This is a genomic window from Phyllobacterium pellucidum (genome assembly GCF_013327855.1).
GTDB lineage: Bacteria > Pseudomonadota > Alphaproteobacteria > Rhizobiales > Rhizobiaceae > Phyllobacterium > Phyllobacterium pellucidum.
The window spans coordinates 126,422-139,154 of record NZ_JABUMX010000005.1; the positions used below are offsets into that span (position 1 = coordinate 126,422).

Genomic DNA, 12,733 nt, shown 5'->3' on the forward strand with positions numbered 1-12,733 from the left:
AGTACGCGGCACGGATCGTGCGCGGCTGTTTCCTCGGTCAAATATGTGCTCCACCGGGAAAGGAAACTCGGCCTTCTGGGCGTGAATTGAGACACCATAGATCCTCATTCCCCTGCCACCAGCGTCGGGCGTATCCCATTGGCTTTGAGCGCCGCCATCAGCATGGGGCCGACGGTAAACTCCCCTGCCCGCGCCTTTTCGGTCAAGGCCCGCAGATAGCCTCCGGCGGAATTGATGTGCTGGGCTCGTTCGAGGATCAGGGCGATGACGATGGCGGTGTTTTCCTCGCCAAAGACGTCGAGCGCCTCCGCATAGGCCGAGGGCGAAATGCCAAGGTAACCTCGCACCTGCGCCGCCGTCGCCATAAAGCCGCGCCAGTTGTCGATGCCGGCCGGCGCATAGTCGGCAATTTCCGGACAGGCCTTCATCACCAGACCCAATGGATAGGTTTTGGTGACATCCTCGGCCTTCTGCCGGATGGGCTCGGATTTCGCGCCTTGGCTTTTTCTTGAGCCGGGTTCAAAGTCAGATGGAGAGTCGGTATTTGAATTCTGTTGTTGCGGCTCACTCTGAGACTCATTGCCGCTCGTATTCTTGGTATTAATGTTGTTTTCCAGAAGGATAGCAACTTCCTCATGCAAATCGGCCATTGCGGCGAGGATCGGCTCCAGCGCGGCGAGGATAGCCTGGCGCGGGATGGCCTCGACCAGGGCGCGCAAACGCTGCCACAGCGTCGCCCAGTCGCCTGGGATGGCTTCGGCAACGGCAACCTCGATCAGCTTGGCGATATCGCGGCGATGCAGGGTAATACGCTCGCGCACGAGCTTCAGCGCCCGTTTTTCAGCGCGCACACTTTCTGCTGCGGCTTCGATCTCCTCGGCGCGGACAAGCAGCGGCGCCAGCGAGAAGCCGAAAGCGTCGGTAATCTCCCCTCCCCTGCCCTTGTGCGAATAGCGCTTGCCGTTGGGGCTGTCCTTGCGGGTAATCAGGCCGCATTCGACCAGCGCTGCCAGATGCCGGCGCAAGGTGGCGCTCGCCATGCCGTGCGCGCGCATTGAGAGCTGCACGTTCGATGGAAAGACGACGAGCCCGTTAGCGCTGGAAAGTTCATTGTCCGGCAGGAACGACAACAGCGCATTGAGAACGGCAAGCGCCCGATCGCCGATGCCGATGATGTCCTTGCCTTCGCACAGCCAACGATAGATCTGCCATTTGTCGGCCGTCTTGTCCTGATCCACCGTCTGCGCCTGGCGCTGGGCCTCCAACTGGCCAAGCGACATCGCCCGCCGCCCGAAGGGCGTCGTTATGAGATTTCCGAGCATCTCGTTTCACCTTTTCAAAAAGGCAAAAGAACTCAACTCGCCAAAACGACGCCAATGACTCTTGACAGTGATTCGGGGAAATGCGATTCTCAAGTTGCTACAGATGAGAAGGGCTTCCACGACGGCAACGTTTGGGGGCCTTTTTCTTTTGCGGTTTAGTCTCCCGTTGTTTCCTTGGCTGACTTCCTGAAAGCCTCATAGAGATCTCCCAGATTGTCGGCGATCCATTCGGCAAAGCGTGGGCCGTTGCTCGCCTCGAGCGTAACCGTGGCCTTCTTTGCAGTTGTTTTCAGCGTAACGCTGACAGACCTGTCACTTGGAGCCCAAACCTTGGCCGCGGTGGCTGCTCGCGCCTTGTCAGGCCTTCGCCTCACGATCTCGACGGCTTTTTGAAAGCGCTGGTCACTGGACATGGCTCTGCAGTTGTCCGCGGACAACAACGCCAATAAGTCCTTGAGCCTTGATTTCGGCGCCAGCTCGGCAAACTCCATCCACCGCCGCCTCCCGACCCCCGGTGCCGCGCCGATTGCCTCAATAAGTTCGACCGGAATTTGACGTACAACCGAGATCATCTTCGAAAGAGCCGCCTTGTCCACGCCAAGCGCAGCCATGATCGTATCGCGCGAGAACGACCGTTCTTCGAGACGAACCGCAAAGAGGGCCCGCTCGATATAGGACAGGTTGGTTCGCGCATTATTCTCCTGGCCCTGACTGACAACCAGCTGATCATCGGAAAGCTCCCGGATGACGGCGCGAACCTTGGTGCCCAGCTGCCTTACCGCCGCCAGCCGGCGGTGACCGTAGGCGACCTGATAGCGGCCCTTATCCTGCGGGTGTGGACGCACGAGGATCGGCACTTGCTGGCCGTGGCTCTTGATCTGTTCAACGAGTTCGGCAAGTTCCGCCGCATCGATGCCAAGGCGATCGCTGATGAAAGATCCGTCAACGATGGCGGGGTCAAGCTCGACAATCGTCTGACCTTCGGCCAGTTGCTTCTCGATATCCTGCGCGCGCTCGAACTTCTGCGTGATGCTACCGAGCGTCTTTGTGATGCCGCCAATGGGCGTGCTCCGCACGGCAGGGGCGACAAAGCCGGCGAGCGGTCTCGTGGCCGTCATTGGCGTTGCCGTATCCGGGGCGGCACTCTCGGCGGCGGAAACCCCGATGAGGTTCTTGCGGGCCATTATTTCCTCCCCCAGGTAGCGTTGAGGAGGCCTTCGATTTCGGAATTGACAGCGTTGAGCGACTCCATCGCCCGGTCGTAGGTGCCCCGCGTAAACTGGCTCCGTTCGACTTCATAGAGCGTCTGTTTGGTCACGCCCGCATCGGAAATCGCGGTCGATTTCAGCATGGGATTGTGTAGCATTCGATTGCCGAAGATCGCCCGCATGAATCCGGTCATCTGGTTCTGCGGACCATCATTGGGCTCGTAGCGCGTCACGAGATAGCGCATCCAGTCATAGCTTGTGCGGCCGCCTGCCCGCTCGACCACGGCCATCATCTCGCTGGTCATGGCTAGAAACTGCGACATGGACATCACGTCGAGCATTTGCGGATGCACGGTAATCAAAACCGACGTTGCTGCGCACAATGCCGACATCGTCAGGAAGCCGAGCTGTGGCGGGCAATCGATGATAACGACGTCGTAAAGGCTTTCAATGTCGGCGAGCACCTCGCCTATGCGCGCGAAGAACATCGTCTCCGCCGATCCCGATGTGATTGCCCGTGGCGTTTCATGCTCGAACTCCATGAGTTCCAGATTGCCCGGCACGATATGGAGGTTTTGTGTATATGTGGCCCGAACGATCTCTGCGATCGGCCGCGGGTCCTCGTAGCGTATCGCACCGTAGAGCGTTTCGCTCTCGCCTACGTCGAGTTCCGGTTGATGGCCGAAGAGCGCCGACAGCGAAGCCTGCGGATCGAGATCCACCGCCAGAACGCGCTGGCCGCGCAGCGCGAGATATTGCGCCAGATGCGCAGAGGTTGTCGTCTTGGCCGACCCGCCCTTGAAGTTCATCACCGCGATGACTTGCAGCTTTTCCCCAGACCGGCGGTTGGGTACGTATTTTTGCGATCCGTTCTTTTCGTCGAGGGAGCGCCGGATCCGCTCCATATCGGCTGGCGTATACATCCGCCTGCCGTTTGCGAGGGGTTCCGGTCCATGTCCTTCCGATGCCACCTGCCGCAGATAGCCTTCACCAATACCGATATAGTAGGCGGCCTCGGCCGGCGTGAACTGCCGGATGCTTTTCTGGGACGTTGGGGGAAATATCTTCTGCTGATGAAGCTGGAGCTGGCGTGACAATTCCAGCGAATCCGCGGACAACATCGATGGCAGGTGCTCCTGCTCGCCGCTTTGGATTGGTGACTGTAACATCGGTGATCCTCGAACTGCGCAATTGACGAAACTTTAGCTCAAACTGCGCAGTTACAATATGGCCCGATTCGTAAAGAATTCACAAACATTTAACCATGGCGTGAATTGGCGGCCAGAGCGGCTGTTGTCCGCGGACAACTTTGGTAATTTAAAGCCACCTGCATCCCTTGAGTTAGGCTCCGGACTGCCGCAGCCTTACGATAGGGGCGGGGAGATCGTCGTCGCCATAACGCCTGGTATAGAGCCAGCATCCCTCGTTCTTCGCACTGGAATATACCCTCCAAAGGCAACAGCCAGCCACGCGGACAGCCACGGCCTCATCTCCAGAAATATTGCGGGAAACACATTCCCGCCTCCTGACAATTACGATTTCCTTCACTAAAGTGCTCTCATGGCCTGAAGGTGCGCCTGCCGTCCGCACTCCAGAAATGGAGCATGGTGAACGCCTTCGCATAATGTTTCCTGACCTTCCAAACGTCGGGCGGAATTATCTGCAACGCGGGCACGGGTATGAATTTCGCCGGATGAAAGGAAACGTTATGCGTGATTACCGCAATGCGAAAGCTATGGCGAAAGTGCTGAGAGATGCATTCGCCGAACGCGAACAGGCCATCAAACAAAGCGAAGCACTCGAGATTGTGGCCCGGCAGTTTGGCCTGGCGAACTGGAACATCCTCGCCGCGCGGATCGATGGCGTGGCGGAAAACAGTGCTATCGCCTTTGAACAGGCTGTCCCAATCGTCAGAATATTCGACGTGGCGAAGGCGCACGAATTCTATCTGGGGTTCCTGGGCTTCAAGGTCGATTGGGAACATCGCTACGGCGACAACTTTCCGCTTTACACGCAAATCTCCCGTGGCGGTCTGCGGCTACACCTGTCCGAACATGCAGGCGATGCAACGCCGGGTGGCAACATGGTTATCTACATGAAGGGGATACGAACGTTCCACGCAGAACTTTCGGCAAAAAACTACCGTTACATGAAGCCTGGACTTCATGACGAGGGCACTCGGCTTGAAGTCGAGGTAACCGACCCCTTCAACAATCACATGCGATTCATGGAAGTGAAAGACGCGTAATCGACTTAACCGCCAAAGGCGAGGGGAACGTCAAACGCCCAGCTCGAGCGTTTGGCGTCGGCGGGGATCGGAGGGAAGGGCGCAGCACGCCTGACTGTCTCAATCCCCGCCCGATCGACGGCGGGATTGCCAGAACTGCGGCCGACCGCAACGCTCGATACGCTGCCATTATTGGCGACGACGAAGGAAACGATCAACTCACCGCGCAATCGCCCCTGGCGGCGCAAAGCGCGCCGAAGCTTCGACGTCACCGTACCCGGATAGTTGGATACCGCCGCATTTCCCTCAACGGTGGACTTTCCTTTGGCGTTGCCATCAGAACTTTTGTCGCCATCGCTCTTGCCGTCGGCAACGCCGACGCGCGCTGTGCGCTCATTCGAGCCCTTACGGCCCTGTGCTGCTAGTCGCTTGGATGGCTTAGCCGGCTTTGCTTCGCTCTCTATTTTTGCCGTTCGCTGCACGGGTTTTTGAACCGGGGCGGGGTCGGTCTTCTCCACGATGTGCGGCGCTTCCGCCGAACTCTCGGCAGGCTCTTCAACCGGCTGGACTGCAGCGGTCTTAACGTCCGCCGTCTGCGTTACCGGGGCGACGCTGCCGTGTTCAGACGGAACCTGCACCGCAAGCACTTCCAATGCGTCAGCGGGTGCAACGGTTGCTGGCGTCTCCTCGACGGCCGTGACATTTTCTGCCGGTTCAACAGGCTTAATCTCTTCCGCAGGTACCGGTGTCTCAATTGGGGCGTCGCTTGCGGCAGGGGAGGGCGGTACTTCGACATTTTCCACCGGTATCGGGATTGGTGCCTGCATCGATATCAGTGTGACATTGGTCGCATCAGGAAGTTGATCCGGCTCACCTGAGCTGTTCATGTCGACGGCGCCGTCGCCAAGCAAAGACGCCATGGTCTGCTGGCTTCCAGCAATCAGGACTTCGTCTGCGATGAACCCGACCATGAAGAGTACCAGCGCGGCATGAAAGCCGCACGACAGAAGGAGCTTGCGATACCAGCTTGTTGCGACAGGCACCGGCGTGCTTGACAGGCTTTCGCCTGCGTTGGCATCCGGTGAAAGTTCCATCGCCGACGCGCCCGGTAGTTGCTGATGCTCTTCGGGATGCGCGTAGGAGAGGAGCAGACTGGTATCGGAGACAAGATGCAGCGCTGGCGGTTCCGCCAGCCTGACAGGCTGGGGCTCGGAACGAAATGCCAGCGCGTAGGCCATCACTCAGCTCCCGAACTGCACCGATGATTTGGTGATGGGCTTCAACTGCCGAATACAGGCTTTCGGGTCGATCCCGGCGCCGGAGCACTCCGTAGCGTCGTTGATGAGGACACGCGTCACCTTGGCACAGTCCGTGTCGCCGAGATCGAAGCGCCGCACCTTGGTCTTGCCTTCGGGGAGATCCTTGAAGTCAAGCACCGTGATGCGGTCGACAACGTTCGCTTCGTTGAACAGAGCGATCTCGAAGGCGGCCTTGTCGAGCGGAGCTTTGAGGTTATTGCTGACGACAAAGGTAAGGCGGCAGCCCTTTTCGGAGGGCTGCAGCGCATTCAATTCGAGAGTCAGGGCTGGCGCCGGGGTGGACTCTTCCCCCGACGCCAGCCCCGTTGCGGCAAGAAGTGATATGGCTGTAACAGCGGTCATGCTAAAGCCAAGACTTGCTGCAAATTTCATGGTTACCATCCAAATTGTTTGGCCAAGGTGAGTTTGAAGGTCCGGCCCTTGGCATCTGTGCCGGACAGATTCTCGCGGTATTGCCGATCGAAGATGTTCTCGACAGCGAAGCGGGCTTCGAAACCGGCATATTTGCCGTCTGCGGGCTTCCAGCTTGTGAAGATGTCGTGAACGCCGTAGCCCGGTGTCGGCTGGCCGGTGAAGCCTGTATCGGTGTGAGCGGCGAATTGGCCGCGCCAGCCATACTCCACGCCGTAATCGACCATCCGGCCGCCAACAGTCATCGTCAGTTGCTGCGCGGGGATCGTTGTCAGCGGAGCACCCGTCTGCTCGTCCTCGCCCTTTATGTTGCTGTAGGCGAGGCGAGTGAAGAAGACCTCAGCGTCATAGGACCCTTCAACCTCCACGCCGTAAATTTTCGCTTCGGCGATGTTGACGTAGTAGGTGACGGGCAAGCGGCTGCGGTTGTTTGGATTGGTGCTGATGAGGTTGCGGATCTGGTTGTAGAACCCGGTGGTCTTCAGTTGCAACGTATCGCCGGCCCGCATCAGATCATAACCGGCGACAGAAAAGCCGGCTTCGTAATTGTTCGACGTCTCCTTCTCGAGATCCAGGCTGGCAGTGCGACCGCCTGGATAGGTCCCGCGTCCAGGACCCGACGTTGAGTAGAACTCATCGATGGTCGGGAACCGTTCCGTGTGGGCCACCGACCCGAACACCGAGAAGCTGTCGTTGAACTTGTAAAGCGCTGCAAGCTTCGGCGAAATTGCATCATCCGAGGTGTCTTCGGCACTGGCGATACCTTCACCCGGCGATGTATCGCGGTAGTCATAACGGATGCCGGGGATCAAGGTCAGCTTTTCCCGCCACACGAATTCGTCCTGGGCGTAGAATCCGTACTTGTTTTCGGTTCCCTCAGGATGGAACAGAATCGGCCCAGGCTTGATACCGCCGAGCGATTCGGCGTCGCGATCCTGACGGCTGATTTGCGTGCCGATCGTCAGGTAGTTCTCGAAATCGTCAGCCTTGTACTCAAAGGTATTCTCAAGACGCGCCTGCAACGTCTGGTACGAATAATCCGAATCGTCGAACAGCTGGTCGGGCATGCCTATTCCCGAAGCATTGGTCTGTTCGTTCGCAGTGTCCGAATAGGAGAGTTCGAACTTGAGATTGAGCCATGGATTGTCGCTGGCGGGATTCTCGTAGCTGAAGACGGCCGTCTGGTCGGTTACCTTGCGATCGACTGTTCCAAAATCAAAATTGTCGGTCTGAGAATAGGCCTGGTCGTCGCCGCTGCCCTGCCAGCGCTGATAGGAAAGGCGGATGGTCTGTTCGTTACCATCGCCGAAACGATAGGTGCCTTTCGCCAGACCAGACCAGGATTCGAAATTCGAACCCTGGATCGTGTCGCCATCGCCGTCCTTGTAATCGTCGCCCTGGCGATAATTGCCCATCCCAAGGAATTCGAAATTCTCGTTCAGGCGCGTCGCATAAATGGTTGAGCCGAGAATGCCCGTACCATTGGAATCATAGGCGCTCTTTACGCGCACGGAATTGTTCTGACCGTTCACCAGAAAATCTGCTGCGTCTTTCGTCGTCAGATTGATGACACCGCCGAGGGCCCCGGAACCGTAGAGGGTAGACGAAGCCGGGCCGCGCAGGACTTCGACCTGCTTGTAAAGCTCGGGATCGCTGAAAAAGGATCCCATGCGGTACTGCTCGTAGAATTTGGGCGTGCCATCGACATTGATGATGATCTTCGATTCGTCCGCCGCCGCAGCTCCGCCGATACCACGGATGTTGAACGCCTCGCCAAAAATGCGGTCGCTGCCGATGGCGGTGACACCGGGCACGTCGCGCAGCGTATCGCCGATCGTCGTCGGCTGGTCCTGATCCATCTGTTCCTGATCGACCACGGTAACAGCCTGCGGCGTATCGATCGCGATCTTGTCGACGCCGGCGCCGATCACCAGTCGCTGCAGCAGCGTCACGCGACCCTTCTTTGCAGCTTCACCCACGGGCTGTTGCGCCCCCGGTTGTGCATTTGGAGTGACCTGCTGCGCCCCCGCAACCGCCGAGCCAATCATTACCATCAGCGCCGCTCCGCCGAGCAGAGCAGCCGTATTCCGTGCAATAAGCCCCATAATTACCCATTCTCTCCAGAGTCTGAATGCTGGCTGGCTTAAAGGCGCTCTTGAAAAAGCTCATTGCTCGCTTGCAAACGATTGTTTCTAGAAGGTCATTTCAAATCTTGACTGGTTGACTCTTCTTTGTGTTGAGTAATAAAGGTGACTTTAAGAGTCAAGTTTGAAAAATGGCATTCTTGCCCGCTTCAGACTTTCATTCGAGGACAAAACATCAAGGGGCGCTCGTCATGGCTGAACCAGTAAAATCTACTCCCGAAACCATTCGGCAGGCTCGTGCTGAAAATCCGAAAATGCGCGAGCGGGACCTTGCGCAGCAGCTCGGCGTCTCGGAAGCCGAGCTCGTCGCTGCCTATTGCGGAATCAGCGTCGTGCGCATCAGCCCGCGCATCGAGACGTTTCTGACCAAGATTGCTTCACTTGGCGAAGTAATGGCGCTTACCCGTAACGAAAGCGCCGTGCATGAGAAGATCGGCACTTACGAAAACGCCCATGTCAGCAAACATGCTAGCATCGTTCTCGGCGAACAAATCGACATGCGAATCTTTCAGAGCCATTGGGCCCACGGCTTCGCAGTTGCCAAGGAAGACGAGGACGGTAGCGTCCGCCGCAGCCTGCAATTCTTCGACGCAGCGGGCGAAGCAATACACAAGATTCATTTGCGGCCGGCTTCCAGCCTCGATGCGTATGAAGTGCTGGTCGCCAAGCTGCGCCTCGACGACCAATCGCAGACAATCGAACTGACTTCATTGCCCGAAATCGAGGAAAAGAAACTGGCAATCGAAGAGCTCGACGCATCCAGCCTGCGTGATCGCTGGAAGAAAATGCGCGACGTCCACGAATTCTTCGGCATATTGCGGTCGTTGAGCATGACGCGCCACCAGGCGGTGCAAGTCATCGGCGACGATTTCGCTTGGCGTCTCGACGGGCAGACGGTGACCACGATGCTGCACCAGGCGGCCAAGGGCGAAATGCCGATCATGTGCTTTATCGGCAATCGCGGTTGCATTCAGATTCACAGCGGACCGATCCAGGCGGTGAAGCCCATGGGGCCCTGGATCAACATCCTCGACGAGACGTTCCATATGCATCTGCGAACCGATCACATCGCCGAAGTATGGGCCGTACGTAAGCCGACTAAAGATGGCCACGTAACATCCCTGGAGGCTTACGATGCGAAAGGCGCGTTGATCGTGCAGTTTTTCGGCAAGCGGGCCGAAGGATCGGGCGAACGCAGTGACTGGCGCGACCTTGTGGAAAATCTTCCCAACCTCATGCATGCAGCGGCGTGAGGCGACCATGACACTCAGGACAATTGTCTGCGCCGGCTTCCTGTTGACAACGCTTGTGCCAACCCAGGCCGAAGAGGTTACTGGTGCGTTGCCCGATGCGAGCCGTATTGTGTCGATTGGCGATTCGATCACCGAGATCATCTATGCGCTGGGCGAAGAGTCTCGGCTCGTCGGCAGGGACTCGACGAGTACGTTCCCTGATGCAGCGACCAAGCTTCCCGACATCGGTTATATGCGCGCACTGTCTCCCGAGGGTGTGCTCTCGATCAATCCGACGGCAATCATCGCCGTCGAAGGCAGTGGACCAAAAGAGACGATCGATGTCCTGAAGAAGGCGAGCGTTCCCATGGTGGCAGTGCCGGAGAGCTATTCGGGCCCGGGCATTGTCGCGAAAGTCGAGGTCGTCGGCAAAGCCCTCGGAGCCGAGGCCAAGGCGAAAGCGCTTGCCGGCGAACTTGAAACGAAGCTCGCATCAGCTGCGGCCGAGACCAAGGATATTCAGGAGCGCAAACGGGTCCTGTTCATCCTCAGCGCGCAGGGCGGCAAGATCCTTAGTTCCGGCACCAAGACCGCTGCCAACGGGATCATCGAACTTGCAGGTGCCGAAAATGCGATCAGCGGCTTTGAGGGCTATAAGCCGCTGACCGACGAGGCGATTATTATCGCCAAACCGGATGTCATTCTCGTTATGGACAGGGGAGGGGATCATGCGGCCGCCAACGCTGACCTGCTTGCCAACAAGGCCATTGCCGCGACACCGGCCGGCGCTTCGAAATCGATTATACGCATGAACGGGCAATATCTCCTAGGTTTCGGTCCACGCACACCCAACGCCGTGCATGATCTTGCCAAGGCAATTTATGGCGACAAACTCAGCCAATGAGCGAAGCCTTGACCACAAAACTCATGGAGCGGCGCCAGACATCGACGAGGCATCTCGCCGATGGCGATCGATCCCATCTGGCAAGGGCAGTCATCGTCATCTTGTGTGGCTGCCTTCTGGCTTCCATGGCGTTCAGCCTCACTGCCGGCGCATCGGATGCGTCCGCTCTATCAGTGCTCTCCGGTTTGTTCTCCGCTTCGCAGGACAGTCTGGACGCGGTATCGCTCCGCGACCGGATCATCGTCTACGACATCAGATTGCCGCGGGTCATCCTTGGCGCACTGATCGGTGCCTCACTTGCGGTCTCCGGGGCGGTGATGCAGGGCCTCTTCCGCAATCCCCTCGCCGATCCCGGCATTGTCGGGGTCTCGGCTGGCGCAGGACTTGGCGCGGTGAGCATGATCGTGCTTGGCGGCACGGCGCTCGCGCCCATGATCGCATTCTTCGGTAGTTACGCCCTGCCGCTTGCAGCGTTTGCAGGCGCCTTGAGTTTCACTGCGATTCTCTACCGGGTAGCGACCCGGCGCGGACAAACGTCGATCGCGACGATGCTGCTCGCCGGCATCGCGCTCGGCGCCATGGCCGGCGCCTATATGGGCATACTGGTCTACGTTGCCGATGACAGGCAGTTGCGTGATCTCACCTTCTGGGGGCTTGGTTCCCTTGCCGGCGCCAGTTGGATCAAGATCGCGGCAGCCGGACCGTTCATCATCGTCTCGCTGCTTGCCTCCCCGTTCCTCGCGCAAGGCCTGAACGGGCTCGCCCTCGGTGAAGCATCCGCCGGCCACCTCGGCATTCCGGTGCAAAGGCTGAAGTATGTTGCCATCGTCACAGTCGCCGCGGCGACCGGCGCATCCGTTGCAGTCAGCGGTGGCATAGGCTTTGTGGGGATTGTCGTACCGCATCTTCTGCGCATCGTTATCGGCCCGGATCACCGCTACCTCCTGCCAGCCGCGGCGCTGCTCGGCGCATGCATGCTGCTGCTTGCCGATACGGTGAGCCGGACGATCGTGGCACCCTCGGAACTGCCGATAGGCATTGTCACCGCCGCTGTTGGAGCACCATTCTTCCTCTGGATATTGCTGCGCAGACGCGGCATCCTCGATCTCTAGGACCCGCACAATGGCGAATTCCCATTGCATTGACGTGAGCGACGTAACTGTCTTCCTTGGCCGCAAAAAGATCATCGACTGCGCTGCTTTCACGGCTGAAGCCGGAAAATTCACCGTCGTCGTAGGGCCGAACGGATCGGGCAAGACGACTTTGCTTCGGGCGATGGCGGGCGACCTGCCATTTACGGGCCGCATCAGCCTCAACGGTACACCGATCGACAGGATGAAACCCTGGCAGATGGCTGCCGCGCGCGCCATCCTGCCGCAAGCCACCTCGCTCTCATTTCCGTTCACCGTCCGGGAAATCGTCAAGCTGGGAGTGATCGCCGGTCGTACCGGTGCAGGGGCGGCAAGAGATTTGCCGGATCTTGCGCTGGACCTTGTGGATCTTGCCGGATTCGGCGGCCGGTTCTACCAGGAGCTCTCAGGCGGCGAGCAACAGCGTGTGCAACTTGCCCGCGTTCTCTGCCAGGTCTGGCAACCCGTGCTTGACGGACAGCCGCGTTTTCTTTTCCTCGATGAGCCGGTCTCGAGCCTGGACATCAAGCATCAGCTGATCATCATGCGGATCGCGCGCGACTTTGCTGAACGCGGGGGAGGGGTCGTTGCGATCCTGCATGATCTCAATCTGACCGCGATGTACGGCGACAAGGTCGTTATCATGAATCGCGGTCATACCGATTGCGTCGGCACGCCGGCCGAGGTGCTCACGGACGAGCGCATCCTGCGTGTCTATGATTGTGCGCTGAAGGTCGGCGCATTTCCGGCGCCGGGCACGCCGTTTGTCCTGCCGCATTCCGTATTGTCCTGAATAGTAGCCGCACGCAAGACGGAACCTTGGGCTCAGGCAGCAC

11 protein-coding genes are annotated in these 12,733 nt (G+C 58.6%); 5 read left to right on the top strand and 6 right to left on the bottom strand.

The features are described from left to right. Positions 1 to 104: 104 nt before the first annotated feature. The 3 genes from repC to repA form a co-directional block, all read right to left on the bottom strand. The gene (gene repC / locus HQ945_RS18940) at positions 105 to 1,322 is read right to left on the bottom strand and encodes a plasmid replication protein RepC (protein ID WP_174208405.1); all 1,218 of its coding nucleotides are present in this window, start codon (positions 1,320 to 1,322) and stop codon (positions 105 to 107) included. Positions 1,323 to 1,477: 155 nt separating this feature from the next. Next, positions 1,478 to 2,506, bottom strand: a complete 1,029-nt coding sequence (gene repB / locus HQ945_RS18945; RefSeq protein ID WP_113280998.1) for a plasmid partitioning protein RepB — start codon at positions 2,504 to 2,506, stop codon at positions 1,478 to 1,480. Continuing rightward, entirely contained in the window at positions 2,506 to 3,699 is a 1,194-nt protein-coding gene (gene repA, locus HQ945_RS18950; protein ID WP_113280997.1) for a plasmid partitioning protein RepA, read from the bottom strand. The genes repB and repA overlap by 1 nt, the downstream gene beginning before the upstream one ends. Before the next feature lie 539 nt (positions 3,700 to 4,238). Between repA and HQ945_RS18955 the strand changes: the two genes are divergently transcribed. Then, on the top strand, positions 4,239 to 4,778 hold the full coding sequence (locus tag HQ945_RS18955) for a glyoxalase superfamily protein (RefSeq protein ID WP_113281094.1): 540 nt from the start codon (positions 4,239 to 4,241) through the stop codon (positions 4,776 to 4,778). Positions 4,779 to 4,783: 5 nt separating this feature from the next. Here HQ945_RS18955 and HQ945_RS18960 read toward each other — a convergent pair whose 3' ends face one another. Genes HQ945_RS18960 through HQ945_RS18970 form a run of 3 tightly spaced genes read right to left on the bottom strand, consistent with a single transcriptional unit; the run spans position 4,784 to position 8,592 of the window. After that, positions 4,784 to 5,995, bottom strand: a complete 1,212-nt coding sequence (locus HQ945_RS18960) for an energy transducer TonB family protein (protein WP_246272722.1) — start codon at positions 5,993 to 5,995, stop codon at positions 4,784 to 4,786. A 3-nt stretch (positions 5,996 to 5,998) separates the two neighbouring features. Further along, complete coding sequence (locus HQ945_RS18965; RefSeq protein WP_091924289.1) at positions 5,999 to 6,448, bottom strand: hypothetical protein; 450 nt, start codon at positions 6,446 to 6,448, stop codon at positions 5,999 to 6,001. Between the two features lie 2 nt (positions 6,449 to 6,450). Further along, complete coding sequence (locus HQ945_RS18970; RefSeq protein WP_113280996.1) at positions 6,451 to 8,592, bottom strand: TonB-dependent hemoglobin/transferrin/lactoferrin family receptor; 2,142 nt, start codon at positions 8,590 to 8,592, stop codon at positions 6,451 to 6,453. A gap of 230 nt (positions 8,593 to 8,822) precedes the next feature. On the opposite strand from HQ945_RS18970, the gene HQ945_RS18975 reads away from it, so the two are divergent. From HQ945_RS18975 to HQ945_RS18990, 4 genes are read left to right on the top strand one after another with little or no spacing between them, the layout of a single operon-like run. Beyond that, a complete protein-coding gene (locus HQ945_RS18975) occupies positions 8,823 to 9,884 on the top strand; it encodes a hemin-degrading factor (RefSeq protein WP_113281092.1) in 1,062 nt (353 codons plus the stop codon). 7 nt (positions 9,885 to 9,891) lie between these two features. Beyond that, a complete protein-coding gene (locus HQ945_RS18980; protein ID WP_113281091.1) occupies positions 9,892 to 10,767 on the top strand; it encodes a heme/hemin ABC transporter substrate-binding protein in 876 nt (291 codons plus the stop codon). A 23-nt stretch (positions 10,768 to 10,790) separates the two neighbouring features. Continuing rightward, on the top strand, positions 10,791 to 11,879 hold the full coding sequence (locus HQ945_RS18985; RefSeq protein ID WP_113281090.1) for a FecCD family ABC transporter permease: 1,089 nt from the start codon (positions 10,791 to 10,793) through the stop codon (positions 11,877 to 11,879). A gap of 10 nt (positions 11,880 to 11,889) precedes the next feature. Next, positions 11,890 to 12,690 (top strand): heme ABC transporter ATP-binding protein, encoded by an 801-nt coding sequence (locus HQ945_RS18990; protein WP_091924296.1) that lies wholly within the window; start codon positions 11,890 to 11,892, stop codon positions 12,688 to 12,690. Positions 12,691 to 12,733: the final 43 nt, after the last annotated feature.